We start from the raw sequence: 17924 nt of genomic DNA, 5'->3' as shown, positions 1-17924 counted from the left end.
CCTGTTTGGTTTAGATGATTATATTACTATTTCGTTTCAGTTAAATAACTAATTGGTTTATTTACATCAACCTTAGTGCCACCAAAGTGTTCTTGAACATATTTGTTCACAGCTTCAGTATGATACAACGCACCTACTTTCTGTAGTAGAGGATCATCTTTACGTGATTCAGCAGTCGCTAAAATATTTACATTTAACTTGGTGCTTTGGTCTACTGGCTCATAGTAGATCGAATCTTTCAGTACGTTCAAGCCACCTTCAAGCGCTAGCGTATTGCCTAAAACAATTGCATCTACTTCATCTTTCACGCGAACAGCGGTTGCCATTTGAATCGGTTTAATCACGATTTTTTTAGCATTTTCAGTAATGTCGTTTGGAGTGCCTGTTGCAGGATTAAAGTCAGCTTTAAGTTTTAACAGACCTGCAGATTGAAGAAGTAGCAGGGCACGTGCTTCATTTGCTGCATCGTTTGGAATGGCAATGGTTGCACCATTGGCAAATTCTTCAACTTTTTTTACTTTGCTCGAGTAAATACCCATTGGCTCAAGGTAAGTGGTAGACACGGGTGCAATCTTGTCTTTATTCGATGCATTGAATGCTACCAAATAAGCATATGACTGGAATGCATTGATATCGACTTCTTTATTAGCTACCGCAGTATTCATGGCAACATAATCAGTGAAGTTTTTCACTTCAAGCTTAATACCTGCTTGCTTGGTTTCAGGTAATGTAGCAATAAAACGCCAGATATCTGCATCTGAACCCGTCGATGCCATAACTACAGTTTGTTCTTTTGCGGTATCATTTTTTGCCGCGTCAGTTGCAGGTGCTTCTGGTTTAGAGCAGCCTGTCAAGCCAACGGTTAGGCCTAAAACAAGTCCAAGGAGCTTTTTCATGTATTCATCCCAAGTAAATTTAATTTTGGCTTTAAATTTACGAATCATTTATTAAAGAGACTAAGTCGAATCGAAATCAGTATAGAACGAAGGCATGATGACAGTCATCATGTCCAAACTTTTCTCTGATAGATGTGCAGCACTATATAATTTACAAATTACGCTATGCAATCAGCAATCTGTCGAATAATAATTTAAAATGATGATAGTTTTTTAAATCATTGTATTCATTAATAAGATTGCGTTTTTATCCAATCAAAATTTGCCTCATCATAGCAATAAATCTATATGCGTAATAGTGATTATAAATCTTATACTTAGCTTTATTTTGCATAAGAAAGTTTAAATTTTTTATAAATTAATCCATAAAACAATAGATTAATTTTATTGAAATTATGATTTTAATGAATATGTTTAAATAGTGAGCTTTATAAGATTTTATCCAATCTAAATCATAAAAATGGATATATGTGATTCATTGATGGAAGCGGGTTGCATTGGAGATAACTTCATTTGGGAAATAGCGCATGACTTTATCGTGTGCACACATTTTGATAAATGGAGCAGTGTATGAGTCTTGCCATTGGCGGAGGATGAGCCGAGGGGTTGATATTTTGATCATCTTTTTTAAATTCTATATATCCTAGATTGTCTAAATGATTGATTTAAATTTGATTAAAGATATCATCAATTTAATTCAAATCATAATAAGTGCAAAAATGAAGGAAAAGATCATAAAAGACTTAATAATAAGTTATCTAGCTATTATTTTTATCATGTTAATTATAACCTATTTTTTAATCTATCCATTAGCAGTTGATAAGGGGACAGCAATAGCAACCATGTTTGGTTGGTCAGCGGGACTTTTTGCACCATTATCTGCTTTTGTTTTGTTAAATGCATGGAAAGAGCAAAACAATTTCATGGTTAAAAGGGATTTAATGATTAATACATTGGAATATTTAGATGAAGTATCTAGGTCAATAGGTCAAATATATTGATTAATTTATATAAATGAAACCAAGAGTTATTTTTATCCTTACAATGAAAAAAACATACCTTTAGACTTACATAAATTTATTATGGATGAGTATACAATTTTTGTTAAAAATTTAGGGAAATTTCACAAAGTTGCATTGAGGGTTTTAGATAAAGGTGAATCTAATGAGTTTAATGATCTATATAAAACTTTGAATAAGTTGCATGACAAAATCATATATGCCTTAGATTAAAAAAATAAAAAAATTGAAGTAGATGTTCAAACATATAACGATAAATTCCTATTTTGTATGACTATTACCATGAACTTCTTAAACACAAAGAAAAATTTGAGCAAATAGCTAATAATTATCTTATTGCAAAGTAAGAAAAACCCCGCACGCAGCGGGGTTTTTACTTAATTCAAATTAAGATTAAGCATTTTCACGCGCAATCGCACGATAGCCAATATCTTTACGATATTGAACACCATCAAAAGTCACTTTTTCACAAAGTTCTAATGCTTTGGCTTGTGCTTCACCGATGGTATTACCTAGGGCAGTCACACAAAGTACACGACCACCAGCAGTCACAATGTCGCCATTTCCATTGGCTTTCGTACCTGCGTGGAATACTTTCGCATCTGTCATTTCAGTGTCGAGGCCTGAAATTACATCACCATTGCTAGATGTTTCTGGATAGCCTTTAGATGCCAGCACAATACCAACAGTTTTACGCTCATCCCATTCTGCTTCCGCAGGAAGATTACCTTCGAGGCCTGCTTGAACCAAATCTACTAGGGATGATTTTAGACGCATCATGATCGGTTGAGTTTCAGGGTCACCAAAACGGCAGTTGAACTCGATCACTTTCGGTTGACCTTGTTCATCAATCATCAAGCCAGCGTATAAGAAACCTGTGTATACGTGACCGTCTTTTTTCATACCTTCAACAGTCGGACGCATTACTTCATTCATTGCTTTTTCGAAAACGTCAGCAGTCACAACAGGAGCAGGAGAGTAGGCACCCATACCGCCAGTGTTTGGACCTTGGTCGCCTTCAAAGATACGTTTGTGATCTTGTGAGGTCGCCATTGGCAGGATGTTGTCGCCATCAATCATACAAATGAATGATGCTTCTTCACCGGCAAGGAATTCTTCGATTACAACACGAGAACCTGCATCACCAAATTTGTTACCTGCCAACATATCATCAATGGCGTCGAATGCTTCTTGATTGGTCATGGCAACGATGACGCCTTTACCTGCAGCAAGACCATCTGCCTTGATGACGATTGGTGCACCATTTTTTTCAACAAATGCTTTGGCAGCATCTACTTCTGTGAACACATCATAAAATGCGGTTGGAATGTTATGGCGTTTAAGGAAGTGTTTTGCGAAAGCTTTAGAGCCTTCAAGCTGTGCCGCAAATTGAGTTGGACCCCAAACTTTTACATCAGCTGCACGGCAAGCATCCACTACACCGTTTACAAGCGGTGCTTCTGGACCAACAATGACTAAATCAACTGCATTTTCTTGAGCAAAAGTAATGATTGCAGCATTGTCTAAAATGTTGAGTGCAACATTTTCGCATTTGTTTTCTGTTGCTGTGCCGGCATTGCCCGGAGCAACAAAGACTTTCGCTACTTTATCGTCTTGCGCGATTTTCCATGCAAGTGCGTGTTCACGACCACCATTACCCAAAACTAAAATATTCATCGGTTCATACTCCATGAATCGAAATAACATAAAGTCCTCAACCCAAAGGGGAGGAGGACTCTATGAAAGATTTAAGAATCTATTTTATGTAGCACGTATGACTGTAAATAAGTCATGATCAATTCGCCAACTTAGTGACGGAAATGACGCATGCCCGTGAATACCATCGCAATACCAGCTTCATCAGCCGCTGCAATGGTTTCTTCATCACGCATAGAACCGCCCGGTTGAATGATGCATTTGATACCTGCTTTCGCAGCGTTATCAATACCATCACGGAATGGGAAGAATGCATCCGATGCCATAACTGCACCTTCAACCACCAAGCCAGCATGTTCAGCTTTGATTGCAGCAATACGAGCAGAGTTTACGCGGCTCATTTGACCTGCGCCTACACCAATAGTTTGACGACCTTTGGCATAAACAATTGCATTCGATTTGACGTATTTCGCAACTTTCCAGGCAAAAATCATATCGTCGATTTCAGCTTCAGTCGGCGCAACTTTGGTTACAACTTTAAGATCATCTTTAGTGATCATGCCCAAGTCTTGGTCTTGAACCAATAAACCGCCATTCACACGTTTGTAATCAAGTTGCGATTGACGTGCATCAATAGCTGGAAGCTCGCCACATACAAGTACACGGACGTTTTTCTTCGCGCCAGTCACTTCAAGTACGCCATCAGCAATACTTGGTGCAATGATCACTTCAACGAATTGACGATCAACAATGGCTTGTGCAGTTACTACGTCTAACTCACGGTTGAATGCAATGATGCCACCGAAAGCAGATTCAGGATCTGTTGCATAAGCAAGATCATAAGCCGCTTGAATACCGTCAAGAGAAACAGCAACACCACATGGGTTCGCATGTTTAACGATTACACAAGCAGGTTTAGCGAAAGATTTCACACATTCAAGCGCTGCATCTGTATCTGCGATGTTGTTATAAGAAAGTTCTTTACCTTGTAACTGTTTTGCAGTTGAAACAGAGGCTTCAGTTGCTGTGTCTTCTACATAGAATGCAGCAGATTGATGCGGGTTTTCACCGTAACGTAAATCTTGTGCTTTATTCAATTGTGTATTGAAGGTACGTGCAAATTTGTCTGCTTGACCTTCTTCCTTACCTACGCGAGCCCCGAGATAAGAAGCGATCATGCCATCGTATTGTGCAGTATGTTCAAATGCTTTAACGGCTAAGTCGAAACGAGTTTCAAGAGATAACGCACCGTTTGCTTTCATTTCAGCAATCACAGTGTCGTAATCAAAAGCATTGACCACAATACTTACAGAGGCATGATTTTTCGCAGCAGCACGAACCATGGTAGGGCCACCGATGTCGATATTTTCGATTGCATCAGCAAGTGAACAGTTAGGTTTTGCAACAGTTGCAGCAAATGGATAAAGGTTCACAACCACTAAATCAATAGCATCAATGTTGTGTTCAGCCATCACAGCTTCATCTAGACCACGGCGAGCTAAGATACCCCCATGAATTTTAGGATGTAGTGTTTTAACACGACCATCCATCATTTCCGGGAACCCAGTGTGCTCTGAAACTTCTACTACAGCAATATTGTTGTCTTTAAGCAACTTATATGTACCGCCAGTAGATAAAATTTCCACCCCAAGAGCTACAAGGTTTTTAGCAAATTCAACGATCCCTGATTTATCAGATACAGAGATTAATGCGCGTTTAATAGTCATGATTTTCGTCAACAATATTAAAGGTCTAGATTAAAACAGCGGGCAAAACATAAGATAAAAAAAATGCCCACGGTAACCGTGAGCATTTTATCATTTATTCACTCATTAAACCGTGAGCTTTTAACTTTTTACGTAAAGTACCACGGTTGAGTCCGAGAATCTCGGCAGCACGTGTCTGATTTCCACGTGTATATTCTAGAACTACAGATAGAAGAGGTTTCTCCATTTCTGCCAGCACCATGTCATATACCTGAGAAGGTTGCTCGCCTTGTAATTGTGCAAAATAGTGGCGAACTGCGCGATCTACGTGAATACGAAGAGCGACATCAGATTGTGCAGTAAAAATAGGAGATTTGCTATTCATGCGAATTAATCCGAAAAATCAAATATCACTTGGGTAAAGAGATATATAAAAGTGGTATATAAAATTAAATGAACACCGTTTTAGATCCTAAAACGGAAGTTCTAAAACTTGTACATTTAGCTTGCCACAACTCGACAGTTTTTGGTTAAAAAATAAGCGTAACAATAGTTTAATATTTGTTACCGGCCAAAATCAAAACAAAAAATCTACTCAATACGCATTATTAGAATAAAGCGCATATAAGCTAAACTTTAATTGTTGTGAAAATACTGAGGAGTTTGCAGCACAAAGCTTTCGTGGCGCGTATGATAGCATTGTCTAAGAAAAAGTGAGCAAGAAAACTGCATTTTTTTTACATTTTTTTGTTTTTTTTAATAGTTTTTTTCAATATTAAGGTCTAATTATTTCTAAACTATAGGTATCAAAGCTTTTACGTTCAATAGGAAGGCTAAACTTAAATTTAAAAGGACTATTTTGTGGAATTCGTTGTAATCCTTTAAGACTAGCAATTAAATATTCAGAAGGTTGTAAAGAATAAGAAGAAATAATTTCTCCCTTATCTTTTAAATCTACCTTGATGATCGGTAGAGCCAAACTTTTAGAATGGTAATTGATGAGCTCACCGGTAAATTGCGTCTTTTGATTGGAAATTTGTTTTACTTTAACTTTATTGGTTGATATGAGTCGATAATTTTGTTCCATGAGTGAACAATTAAATGCCTGACATGCAGTATTTAACAAAGCACTAAAGACAGGGCTGTTATTTAAAATTTTCGGGTTAAACCAAAAAAATTGAAAAATAAGTAAACCCAGCAGGCATAAATTTACAGCGCCCCATACCATGTAGTTCCAGCTACTTATTTTTTGTTCTGGTTCTGATTTTTCAGACCAATTAAGTGCGGGGTAGGTGCCAATCGGATCTGTGCTGAAATAATTTAAATTGTTGAGATAGGTTTTTAAATCAATATTGGAGTTTTCTACTTTGCGATCAAAAATATCTAATAAATGCGGTTCTGTGTGCTGACTTGCCATGAAAGTCTCAGCCGTGATTTGATGTGATTGAGAATTTTTATTATCAAGATTGAAAGCAGAGGCTGTTGTAGTAGAAGAAGGTTGATCTTTTTCTACTACAAGATGTGTTAACGCATTAAAATTTGTCGAGCATTTTGCACAACAAACCATGCCTCGAGCAACTGTCAGTTGAGCCACGGAGACCTTGTACTTGGTAAAACAGTTGGGGCAGTAGGTTTGTTTTTCGCTCATGGTCTATTCAAAATTTTAATGGATATTTTGGCGTTTTCCCGAAATTCGGCACCAATGTTCATCACGTTTTTCGATTTGGAGTATAGCAAAAAACTCAGAATAAACACTAGAAACATCAGCAACTTGCTCTTCTAATATGCCAGCAAGTGCGAACTCTCCCTCAGATTTAATTAAAGTTGCGAATTCAGGCGCAAGTGTCATAAGCGGGCCGGCAAGAATATTTGCGACAAATACATCCGCTTTTTGATCTTTAAACTCTTCATTAAATTCATCAGGTAGACCCACAAATAAATTCTCTAATACCCCATTCAATTCAGCATTTTGTTGGGTTGCAAGCACTGCCTGAGGATCAATATCTGTGGCATATACTTTTTTGGCACCTAATAACAGTGCAGCAACCCCTAAAATGCCTGAACCACAACCATAGTCGATGACAACTTTATCTTTTAGATCTGTTTTACCGAGCCATTGCAAGCACAAGAATGTACTTGCATGGTTGCCCGTGCCGAAGGCTAGACCTGGGTCAAGCTTAATGTTTACAGCGTCTGCTTCTGGTGCTTCCATCCATTCTGGAACAATCCAGTATTTCTCACCAATTTGAATGGGCTCATAGGCATCCATCCAAGTACGTTCCCATTCTTGGTCTTCAAGAAATTCATGGCGTAACGGTGCTTCAGGCATTTGTGCAGTAATAAATGTCGTTAAAGCATTAACGTCAATTTCTTCGCCTTCTTCTTGGGCGTATATACCGGTTACAATGACTTTATTCCAAAGTGGAGTTTCACCTGGAAGTGGTTCAAGTAAGTCCTGATTTTCAGCATCATCCAAAGTTACGCTTACAGCGCCTAAAGAGTTGAGCAGGGTTTCAGTAAAATCGACTTGAGCTTGATCAACGGTAATATGAATTTGTAACCACTTCACGGAGATAACCTAAATTTGTGTTTTTAAAAATAGTATTGTAACGGAACTCGGGCTTGAACAACTACATATTGATAAAAACTATGCTGAAAATAAAAGAACGTAAGTTGAAATCCCTTTATCTTCAGCATATTTATTAACTTGTTACTACTTGTGGCTGGGGTGCAAACTTATTAAGTAACATGCCAAAAACAGCGGCAAAAACATACATGAAAATTGAATATACGGCCGCAGGCATAGCAATGGTGGAACTTGCCATGACAGTAAGTGCAATGGTCATGGCAAGGGTACTGTTATGAATACCAATCTCAAAAGCGCAAGCACGTGCTTGAGCACTATTAATACCCAGCAAGCGCGGTACAAAATAACCAATAATCAAACTACATAGACAGAATAAAACAGTTGCCAAACCCACTTGTGCCAAATATTCTAAAATTTGATGACGTTCTTTTGCGACTGCACCAATAATAATCAGGATCAGAAAACTCACCGCAAAAATACGCAGGGGTTTATTCAGTTTTTCAGTGAAGTTTGGGGCATAGTGCCGAATCAGCATGCCGATACAGACAGGGATAATGATAATGGCAAATACTTGCAATATTTTACTGAACTGCAAGCTGATTTGTTGTCCATCATTCATAAAATGCTGAATTGAAAAGTTAACAATAAAAGGTAGAGTGAAAGCAGCAATGACTGAATTGATCGCAGTTAAAGTAATATTTAATGCTATATCACCTTTAAAAAGATAGCTAAATAAATTGGCTGTACTTCCTCCGGGTGAGGCTGCAAGTAGCATTAAGCCGACAGCAAGAAGAGGAGGCAGCGCTAAGACTTTGCAAATAATAAAGGCAATGCTGACTAAAATAACCAATTGGCAAAACAGGGCAATTAAGACAGCCTTAGGCTCCTTGGTTACGCGAGAGAAATCTTTCGGGGTGAGCTCCATTCCTAAACCAATCATAATGATGGCAAGTGCTAGAGGTAATAAAATGGTGATAATTCCTGAATCCATTCGAAATTTCCTTTCTTTAAGTGATGCTTTTTTGATTTAGGCTACGTGTTGTTGTATTGATTTTTATACATTGAATGATAATGGTATAGCTGATCAACCCAATATTTGGAATAAGTCGGAATTAACCTCCGATCAGTACAGCTATAATGGCCTTAATTTATTTTCGTCTTTCTAATTAGAATGAAAGCAGTTAAGCGCTAGAATCATTATTTTTTATACCTGATTCATCTGGCAGCTATGAATCAGGTACTTGCTAATCATTGAGTGCTTTTGAATTTCCCTCTTTAAGCAGAAGTGGGCGTCTTGTTAAAATGTAGCCAAAAGAAAATGCAAAAATGTACATGAAAATAGAATAGATTCCTGCAGGAAGCGCAATCGTGGTATTGGATAAAACGGACAGGGCAATCGTCATGGCAAAAGAAGTATTGTGAATACCTATTTCAAAGGTACAGGCGCGTGCCTGTTTGTCAGAGATTCCGGCAAGATGGGGCAATAGATAACCTATTAATAGACTGATAAAACAAAAAAGTGCAGTTGCCAAGCCGATATCAATAAAATACTCACCCAGATTGAAGCGTTCTCTATAAAGTGCAAAAAAGAAAATAGAGAGTAAAAACAGCACGGAAAATAAGCGCATGGGCTTGTTGAGCCGTAATGCAATATGCGGTAGGGTTGAGCGAATAAACATTCCCAAGCAAACCGGAATAAAAACAATTAAAAATACCTGTGTGATTTTTTCCGTTGGCATACCAATTTTTGGATGATCACCTAGAAAATAATGAATCGACAGATTGACGATAAACGGCAAGGTGAAAGTACAAATCAGAGAGTTGATTGCGGTGAGAGTGATATTGAGTGCGACATCCCCTTTAAAAAGATAGCTGATTAAGTTTGCAGTTGGTCCACCTGGTGAAGCAGCCAGTAGCATCAAGCCTACAGCTAACAATGGGGGAAGTTTTAATAAGATACAGATTAAAAACGCCACAAGAACCAGAATAATCAGTTGTGTAAATAAAGCTAAAAAAATAACTTTAGGGTGGCGTTGTATACGAAGAAAATCTTTAACTGTAAGTTCTAGCCCTAATCCTGTCATCATAATGGCAAGCGCTACGGGTAAAAAAAAAGCAAATAACCCCGAATCCATGCAATATCCTTTTTTCTATTTTTTATCCTTAATATACTTGGAGTTTAAACGAGTTTTTTAAATAATCAATATGCAAAACGGGTAAAAGTAATTCTTTTACCCGTTGATAATTTTAATAAAATTAGTGTCTTATATAAATTATTGAGACAGAAGTTTAGGTTAAGGTTGCATTTGTGGTTGAGTTTGCATTTCAGGTTGAGAATGCATTTGTGGTTGCATTCCAGGCTGAGAATACATTTGACGTTGCATTTCAGGTGAGGACTGCATTTGACGTTGCATATTAGGTTGAGACTGCATTGAAGGTCGAGGTGGTACAAAACCTAAAGCGCATTTTCCTTTGATTTCTGTACCATTCACCATTGCCATTTTAGCATTCATATCTCCACTACAAGCAGTGGTTAATTCTGCTTCATCTCCATTAACAGAAGCATTTTTTGCAGAAGGGAAGAATTGAGGTTCACAGGTACCATTCCAGATCACACCTCGATAAGCAAAGCTGACTTGAGCGCCTTGAGTTTTACCTTTACAAACCTGTTGATATTTCTGCGCATTATAAACCTTTTCAACTTTATCATTGGCAGAGGCTGCAAACGGTGTAAGACATAAACCACATAGAATGGATGAGAGGAGGAAATTCTTATTCATCTTTTATACCTTTGTTTGTAATGTATCCAACATCAAGCTTAAAAAATAACCAAAATAAAACAATGCCAATCACGTAAATTTTTGCCCACTAAGTGTTTTATTTCTATAGTAACTCTGCAAAGCATGATTACATTTCAACTTTTTTGCAAATGTATGTCCAGTCAAGTCTTCATTGATAAAATCGACTCATTTTGTCAACTTATCTTTCCAAGTTTTGATATAATACTCCGTCATTCTTTTTTATCTCTCAAACCATTATGCATTATCCTAAAGTTTACGATGTCATTGTTATCGGTGGCGGTCACGCAGGTACCGAAGCAGCACTTGCTGCAGCGCGTATGGGTCGCCAGACTTTGCTCTTAACTCATAACATTGAGACTTTAGGGCAGATGAGCTGTAATCCTGCCATCGGTGGTATTGGTAAGTCGCATTTAGTTCGTGAAATTGATGCCTTGGGCGGCGCAATGGCATTGGCTGCCGACAAAGGTGGTATTCAATTCCGTATCTTAAATTCACGTAAAGGTGCTGCAGTACGTGCAACACGTGCGCAAGCAGACCGTGTTCGTTTTAAAGCAGCGATTCGTGAAACTCTGGAAAATCAGGCTAACTTAGATATTTTCCAGCAATCAGCTGATGATTTAATTGTTGAAGGCGATACAGTTAAAGGTGTAGTGACTCAAATGGGGATTCGCTTTGATGCGAAAACTGTTGTGTTGACTACGGGAACCTTCCTGGGTGGTGTAATCCATGTCGGACTTGAAAAATCTAGCGGTGGTCGTGCGGGTGATCCACCATCAATTTCATTGGCTGCGCGTTTACGTGAATTGAATTTACCAGTCGGTCGCTTAAAAACAGGTACACCGCCACGTATTGATGCGCGTTCAGTAGATTTCTCTGTGATGACGCCACAACCGGGTGATTTTCCGTCTCCAACCATGTCATTCATGGGCGATGCATCTATGCACCCGGAACAGGTGAACTGCTATATCACGCATACCAACGAACGTACGCACGAAATCATCCGTGGCGGACTCGACCGTTCACCGATGTACACCGGTAAAATTGAAGGTGTAGGTCCGCGTTATTGCCCATCAATTGAAGATAAAATCCATAAATTTGCCGATAAAAATTCTCACCAAATATTCCTGGAACCAGAAGGTCTGGATACGCATGAGCTTTATCCAAATGGTATTTCAACATCTTTACCCTTTGACGTACAGTTTGAATTGGTACGTTCAATTCGTGGTATGGAGAATGCGCACATTCTTCGTCCGGGTTATGCAATCGAATACGATTATTTCAATCCACAAGCATTGAAATTCTCACTTGAAACCAAAGCAATCAATAATTTGTACTTTGCTGGCCAAATTAACGGGACCACTGGTTATGAAGAAGCCGGTGCGCAAGGTTTGCTTGCAGGCTTAAACGCAGCACGCCGTGCTTGGGATCAAGAACAATGGACACCAAAACGTGATGAAGCGTATATGGGGGTGCTTGTAGATGACTTGATTACACTCGGGACTAAAGAACCGTATCGTATGTTTACCTCACGTGCCGAATATCGTTTGATGTTGCGTGAAGACAATGCAGATCAGCGTCTAACTGCAATCGGTCGCGAAATGGGCTTGGTTGATGATACGCGTTGGGCAGCTTACTGTGAAAAAATGGAAGCCGTTGAGAAAGAAACAGGTCGTTTACAGCACTTATGGGCTGCACCAAATAATCCAATGGGTAAAAAATTCGTTGAGATGACAGGTGCGGATTTAAGTAAAGAGTGTAGTGCAATTGATTTACTTAAACGTCCAAATATCAGTTTTGCTCAAATTGCAGAATTAACAAATTCTGAAGTTACTCCATTTGTGGGTGAGCAAATTGAAATTGCGGTGAAATATGCCGGTTATATCAACCGTCAGCATGAAGATGTTGCTCAGATGAAACGTCTGGAAGAAACGCGTATTCCTGCTGATTTTGACTATGATATCGTTTCTGGTTTGTCTCGTGAAATCACATTGAAATTGAAAGATGTGCGTCCTGAGACTTTGGCACAAGCCAGCCGTATTCCAGGTGTTACACCTGCTGCAGTACAGCTCGTCATGATTACGATTCGTAAGAATCTACAAGCTAAGAAATCTGCATAATTTGCCGATTTAAAAAACCCGCATTTTGCGGGTTTTTTAATGCTTAATTTTCATGAATCAATTTTGAGTATAGTTTAATCATAAATAACTACTATAAATATAAAACATTGAAAATAAATAATAATAAATAAAACTAAGATTTAAATTGTCTATTTGTTTAATCTTTTAAGTCTAATTTGATGGGTCTTTTATATTTTTATGCCATGAAATCCGACTATTGTAGTGCTATTTCTAGCGAGCGATTGCACAGAGAATGGTGAGATGAGTCGTTATTGTAAAAACGATTTGTATACTATTGATGGAGATCAATCATGGCACAAACACACACAGGGAAACTACAAAAAATCTTAACGATATTTTTGTGTTTTTGGGTCGCATTTTTTGAAGGTTTCGATCTTCAAGCACCGGGTATTGCAGCGAAAGGAATTGCAGCAACCTTCGGTTTAGATCAGGTTCAGATGGGGTATGTCTTTAGTTTAGGCGTATTTGGAATGCTGTTTGGGGCATTCTTTGGTGGGCGTATTGCGGATTATTTGGGACAAAAGAAAGTCCTGATGTTATCTATTGGTATTTTTGGTGTTTTCATGTCGCTGACTGCAATTGCACCAAGCATCGAAATCTTATATGCAGCGCGCTTCTTTACAGGACTTGGCTTGGGTGCGGCAATGCCGACCATGATTTCAGTGGTGGGTGATGAAGCAACGGAAGCCAATCGCGGCAAGTTAAATAGCTTGATGTATTGTGGTTTACCCGTTGGCGCAATTTTTGTAGCGGGGCTGGCAATTTTATTGCCCGAGATTCAGTGGCAAACTTTGTTCTTGATTGGTGGTTTAACGCCGTTAGCGCTTATTCCATTTATGGCCATTATTCTTAAAGATAAGCCAAAACCTGTAGCTGTAGCGCAAGTGTCTACAGAGGCGGTTCCTGGAATGGCGCAAGTATTGTTTAAAGACCAACAATATAAAAACACCTTTCCACTTTGGGTAGGTTTTTTCTTTACCCTCATGATTAATTATATTTTGATTAGCTGGTTACCCAACTTGCTCATGGAGCAAGGTTTGCAAAAACAACAAGCATTCATGGTGATGTTGGTATTCCAAGTGGGCGCGGTGATTGGAACTTTGGCTTTGGGTTACTTGCTTGATCGCTTAAAACTTTGGCAGATGGCAGTGATTATCTATAGCGGTTTATTTGTTGCCCTGAGTCTATTATTCACGACCACCTCTATTTCAATGTTGGTTCTGGCAGGTGTGATGGGCGGGATCTTCTCAACAGGTGGGCAGTCGATTCTTTATGGCATTTCACCAATCTTCTATTCAGGTACTGGTAAAGTGACTGGTGTGGGCAGTGCGATTTCTCTGGGTCGTTTGGGTGCAATGACTGGACCATTACTTACCGGGAAAATCTTGGCACTCGGTTTAGGAACCACGGGTATTTTAATGGCGAGTTTGCCAGCAGTGGTAATCTCTGCTGTGGCAGTAACTGCATTATCGCGTTATAAATCTGCGCATAAATAGATTTCTGATCTTTAAAAAAACATGACTTTAAAAAGGGAATCTAATGATTCCCTTTTTTATTGCAAATCTTGATTGAAAAAATAAAGAACTTTAGTTTTTTTGCTAAAATGTATGTATAGCAACTTGATGTCTTATATATGGCTTATCAACTTATTCCCTTATCTGTTCAAGCAACGGACAACATTCAGTGTCCATATTGTCAACAAGATGTCATTAATTGGGCTGAAGAACAGTATGTGCAGCCTTGTGAGCATACCTTATTTATTGCCATGGATATCGGCTTTGAATATATGACCGATGAATTTGAGCAAAGCATGCCGCGTTCGGTGGATGATCTGCATGCGCATGATGATCAGGTAAATATGTTTGCCGAAATCACGCAATCAACTTATCCCAATTATTTGATTCTTAAATCCGATTTGGGCATAGCAGGGTATTCTCGCTATGTAGGTTTTACTGCATAAATAAATAGAACTGAATAAAAAGCTCTCGAAGGAGTAATGCGAGACAGTTAAGAAATTTTAAAATAAATTCTTTAACTTTTTGGTTATTTACGACGGAGTTTTATCTTTTTTAATTAAATTTTTGGAGCTCGTTGGTTCCTTGCGAAACCGTGTTTCTCATTTGCCAAAAGAACCAAAAACATTTTGTCATTCGCAAAACCTGTTCACTTTTTGCATTTTACTACTTTAATGCAAAAACAATAATTTACAAACACCACGCAGGTTGCGAATAATGTTTCCGTGTATCGAATGAACATACAGAATTATAAAAAAGAAAATGCCAATCAATTTTTTAACTGACTGACATTATCCCGAAATAGCTTTATTTTTAGATGAGTAGAAAAATTAGTTTTCGATAACTTCTTCTTCAACATCCTCATCTGCGGTGTCCATTCCTAATTCTTTCAGCTTACGAGTCAGCGTATTGCGTCCCCAGCCGAGCAATTCAGCAGCATGACGTTTACGACCACGGGTTTGCTGTAAAGCGGCAGTAATTAAAGTACGCTCGAACATGGGTGTAGCAATGTCGAGAATCTTCATTTCGCCGTTTTTAAGTTTTTGGATCGCCCATTGCGCCAGTAATTCATCCCAATGATGCAGCGAAACACGATCAAAAGAACCATGGGGTTGCGCTTCATCACCAGAGCGTTGAATTGGAATTTGTTTTAACTCAGACGGTAAGTCTTCCGGATAAACCTCACGACCTGTGATCATCACCGTTAACCAGCGACAGGTGTTTTCTAGCTGACGGACGTTGCCTTGCCAAGGTAATTGCTGCATATACTCTTGGGTTTCTGGACGTAAGATTTTAGGGTTTACGCCTAACTCCTTACCTGCACGTGCCAAGAAATGCTGCGCCAACATTGGAATATCTTCACTGCGATGCGCCAGTTTTGGAATATGAATACGAATCACGTTCAGGCGGTGATATAAATCTTCACGGAAACGACCATCTTGTACCAGTTTCTCCAAGTCCTGATGCGTGGCTGCTACAATCCGCACATCTACTTTAACCGGGATATGTCCACCGACACGATAGAATTCACCATCTGCCAAAACACGCAGTAAACGGGTTTGGGTTTCAAATGGCATATCACCAATTTCGTCTAGAAAGAGCGTGCCGCCATTGGCCTGTTCAAAACGACCTTGGCGTTGCGAGTTGGCACCGGTAAAAGCACCTTTCTCATGACCGAAAAGTTCAGTTTCAATCAGGTCCTTAGGAATAGCGGCCATATTTAAGGCAATAAAAGGCTTGCTGCTACGTGGCGAATGGCGATGCAGGGCATGCGCAACAAGTTCTTTACCCGTTCCCGATTCACCGTTAATCAGTACAGTAATGTGCGACTGTGACAAACGGCCAATCGCGCGGAAAACTTCCTGCATTGCAGGTGATTCACCAATGATCTCGGTCGTTTGAATAGGCGGTGCTGTTTTTGCAGATTCTTGTTGTTGCAACTTGGCAATATGCAAAATTGCACGATTGACCAATGCCAAAGCTTCATCAATATCAAAAGGTTTTGGCAAATATTCAAAAGCACCGGTTTGATAGCTTGAAACCGCAGATTCCAGATCTGAATGTGCGGTCATAATAATGACGGGTAGATCAGGGTGGCTGGTTTTGACTTTGCCTAAAAAGGTTAGACCATCTATTCCCGGCATACGGATATCGGTCAAAATTACATCAGGTGTGTCTATACTCAGTTGATCGAGCGCAGATTGCGCTTCTTCAAAACTGGTAACATCAAAACCTTCTTCTTTAAATGTTTTTTCCAGTACCCAGCGCATGGCGCGATCATCATCAATTACCCATATTTTATTTCGCGACATGGTTAAACTCCCAAGGTAAATATAAGCTAAAAACTGTTTTTCCTGGAACTGACTGGCATTCAATCATTCCGCTATGTTGGTGCATAATATTTTGTGCAATGCTCAAACCAAGGCCTGTGCCTTTGGCACGTCCTGTGACCAATGGATAAAACACCGATTCTAAAATTTCTTCCGGCACACCCGGACCATTGTCTTCAATGTCAATACGAACAGCAGAACGCTTTAAAACACCATTAATAGTAACGAGGCGTTGAATCCGTGTTCGCAAGATAAGTTCAGGTTGATGGTCAACAAAGAATTCTTTATTTTCCATCATGGCTTGTACTGCATTTACGCTAATGTTGAGCATGACCTGAATCATTTGATCGCGGTCTGCCATGACATCGGGTAAAGACAAATCATAGTCCCGGATGATTTTGATTTTCTTTTTGGTTTGATTGGTAATCAGCGAACGGACACGTTCAAGTGGCTCATGTACATTGACCAATTCATAACTTGGTAATTGACGTGAACCGAGCATGGTATCCGCCAGATTACGTAAGCGATCCACTTCACTAATAATGATGTCGGTAAATTCTGAATATTGAGGATCATTTAAACTACGTGCCAACAGTTGGGTTGCACCACGAATGCCGCCTAAGGGATTTTTAATTTCGTGTGCCACACCACGAATCAGTTGGCGGGCAACCTGGTGCTGTTGAATCAGGTTTTCTTCTTTGGAGATTTTTAACATCCGGTCAATTGGATTCAATTCTATCAGTAGAAGAGGGTGATACGGTTTTTGGGCATTTATTTGTGAAACCGTATAATCCACATGAATATCTTTAAAGTTCACACTAATAGTGGCTTCCCGGCGAGTATAGTGCTGTCCTGTGACAAAGGTATTTAACAAGGCTTCTTCAGTATTGAATTCATCATTCGGCATATGCAGTAAATTTAAGACAGGTTGACCTGAAGCACGTAGCAAACTAATGTCAAACAAAGATTCACAAGAAGAATTTAAATAAAAAATATTCAGCTGCCTATCAACCAGTAAAATGGCAGTGGTTAAGTTATCCACTAAAAGGCGATAGTCGATCCCGACGGGTTGATCCATTAGCGAAAGCATCCTGTATTAAAATAGCGCAATGGCATCTGCACCTCTTGTTATTCCTCCCTGTTATGGGACATTCAACGCGTTAAATGTTGTCGAAATAAAGCAAAATGCACGCCAACTTTGAGCATGGGTGAAAATAAAAATTCTGACGCTATAAAAGTGTGCTTTTTGTTGTTTGATTACAGAATTTAAATAGCAT

The 17924-nt window shown here is 39.1% G+C and carries 14 protein-coding genes and 2 pseudogenes; 4 read left to right on the top strand and 12 right to left on the bottom strand.

Annotated elements, in window-relative coordinates:
• Positions 1-26 precede the first annotated feature (26 nt).
• Positions 27-896 (bottom strand): MetQ/NlpA family ABC transporter substrate-binding protein, encoded by an 870-nt coding sequence (locus tag E0H89_RS03930; RefSeq protein ID WP_131214626.1) that lies wholly within the window; start codon positions 894-896, stop codon positions 27-29.
• Between the two features lie 484 nt (positions 897-1380).
• Positions 1381-1518: pseudogene (locus tag E0H89_RS16655) on the bottom strand (GNAT family N-acetyltransferase); the annotation flags it as partial.
• A 34-nt stretch (positions 1519-1552) separates the two neighbouring features.
• On the opposite strand from E0H89_RS16655, the gene E0H89_RS16650 reads away from it, so the two are divergent.
• Positions 1553-1897, top strand: a complete 345-nt coding sequence (locus E0H89_RS16650) for a hypothetical protein (RefSeq protein ID WP_250697828.1) — start codon at positions 1553-1555, stop codon at positions 1895-1897.
• Between the two features lie 411 nt (positions 1898-2308).
• On the opposite strand, the gene purD is transcribed toward E0H89_RS16650, so the two are convergent.
• From purD to E0H89_RS03880, 8 genes and pseudogenes are all read right to left on the bottom strand, one after another.
• Entirely contained in the window at positions 2309-3592 is a 1284-nt protein-coding gene (gene purD / locus E0H89_RS03915; protein ID WP_131214624.1) for a phosphoribosylamine--glycine ligase, read from the bottom strand.
• Positions 3593-3723: 131 nt separating this feature from the next.
• The gene (gene purH, locus E0H89_RS03910) at positions 3724-5298 is read right to left on the bottom strand and encodes a bifunctional phosphoribosylaminoimidazolecarboxamide formyltransferase/IMP cyclohydrolase (RefSeq protein ID WP_131214622.1); all 1575 of its coding nucleotides are present in this window, start codon (positions 5296-5298) and stop codon (positions 3724-3726) included.
• 94 nt (positions 5299-5392) lie between these two features.
• Positions 5393-5662 carry a DNA-binding transcriptional regulator Fis gene (gene fis, locus E0H89_RS03905; RefSeq protein ID WP_001086304.1) on the bottom strand — a complete coding sequence of 90 codons (270 nt, stop codon included), beginning with the start codon at positions 5660-5662 and terminating at the stop codon, positions 5393-5395.
• A 390-nt stretch (positions 5663-6052) separates the two neighbouring features.
• Positions 6053-6925 carry a DUF3426 domain-containing protein gene (locus E0H89_RS03900; RefSeq protein WP_131214620.1) on the bottom strand — a complete coding sequence of 291 codons (873 nt, stop codon included), beginning with the start codon at positions 6923-6925 and terminating at the stop codon, positions 6053-6055.
• A gap of 15 nt (positions 6926-6940) precedes the next feature.
• The gene (prmA, locus tag E0H89_RS03895) at positions 6941-7846 is read right to left on the bottom strand and encodes a 50S ribosomal protein L11 methyltransferase (protein WP_131214618.1); all 906 of its coding nucleotides are present in this window, start codon (positions 7844-7846) and stop codon (positions 6941-6943) included.
• Positions 7847-7979: 133 nt separating this feature from the next.
• Positions 7980-8855: a bile acid:sodium symporter family protein gene (locus E0H89_RS03890; RefSeq protein ID WP_131214616.1), complete on the bottom strand. Its 876-nt coding sequence runs from the start codon at positions 8853-8855 to the stop codon at positions 7980-7982.
• A gap of 253 nt (positions 8856-9108) precedes the next feature.
• Positions 9109-9999, bottom strand: a complete 891-nt coding sequence (locus tag E0H89_RS03885; protein ID WP_131214614.1) for a bile acid:sodium symporter family protein — start codon at positions 9997-9999, stop codon at positions 9109-9111.
• Positions 10000-10296: 297 nt separating this feature from the next.
• Positions 10297-10644: pseudogene (locus tag E0H89_RS03880) on the bottom strand (hypothetical protein); the annotation flags it as partial.
• Between the two features lie 257 nt (positions 10645-10901).
• Between E0H89_RS03880 and mnmG the strand changes: the two are divergent.
• From mnmG to E0H89_RS03865, 3 genes are all read left to right on the top strand, one after another.
• Positions 10902-12782: a tRNA uridine-5-carboxymethylaminomethyl(34) synthesis enzyme MnmG gene (mnmG, locus tag E0H89_RS03875; protein WP_131214610.1), complete on the top strand. Its 1881-nt coding sequence runs from the start codon at positions 10902-10904 to the stop codon at positions 12780-12782.
• Positions 12783-13093: 311 nt separating this feature from the next.
• Complete coding sequence (gene mhpT, locus E0H89_RS03870; RefSeq protein WP_131214608.1) at positions 13094-14299, top strand: 3-(3-hydroxy-phenyl)propionate transporter MhpT; 1206 nt, start codon at positions 13094-13096, stop codon at positions 14297-14299.
• A gap of 137 nt (positions 14300-14436) precedes the next feature.
• A complete protein-coding gene (locus E0H89_RS03865) occupies positions 14437-14763 on the top strand; it encodes a hypothetical protein (protein WP_131214606.1) in 327 nt (108 codons plus the stop codon).
• Between the two features lie 384 nt (positions 14764-15147).
• Here the strand turns inward: E0H89_RS03865 and glnG are convergent, their stop codons facing one another.
• Positions 15148-16629 (bottom strand): nitrogen regulation protein NR(I), encoded by a 1482-nt coding sequence (glnG, locus tag E0H89_RS03860; protein WP_131214604.1) that lies wholly within the window; start codon positions 16627-16629, stop codon positions 15148-15150.
• Positions 16616-17725: a nitrogen regulation protein NR(II) gene (gene glnL / locus E0H89_RS03855; RefSeq protein WP_131214602.1), complete on the bottom strand. Its 1110-nt coding sequence runs from the start codon at positions 17723-17725 to the stop codon at positions 16616-16618. The genes glnG and glnL overlap by 14 nt, the downstream gene beginning before the upstream one ends.
• Positions 17726-17924: the final 199 nt, after the last annotated feature.

The sequence above is a fragment of the Acinetobacter sp. ANC 3781 genome, assembly GCF_004331285.1.
Lineage (GTDB): Bacteria > Pseudomonadota > Gammaproteobacteria > Pseudomonadales > Moraxellaceae > Acinetobacter.
This window is presented reverse-complemented; position numbering and strand designations above follow the sequence as displayed.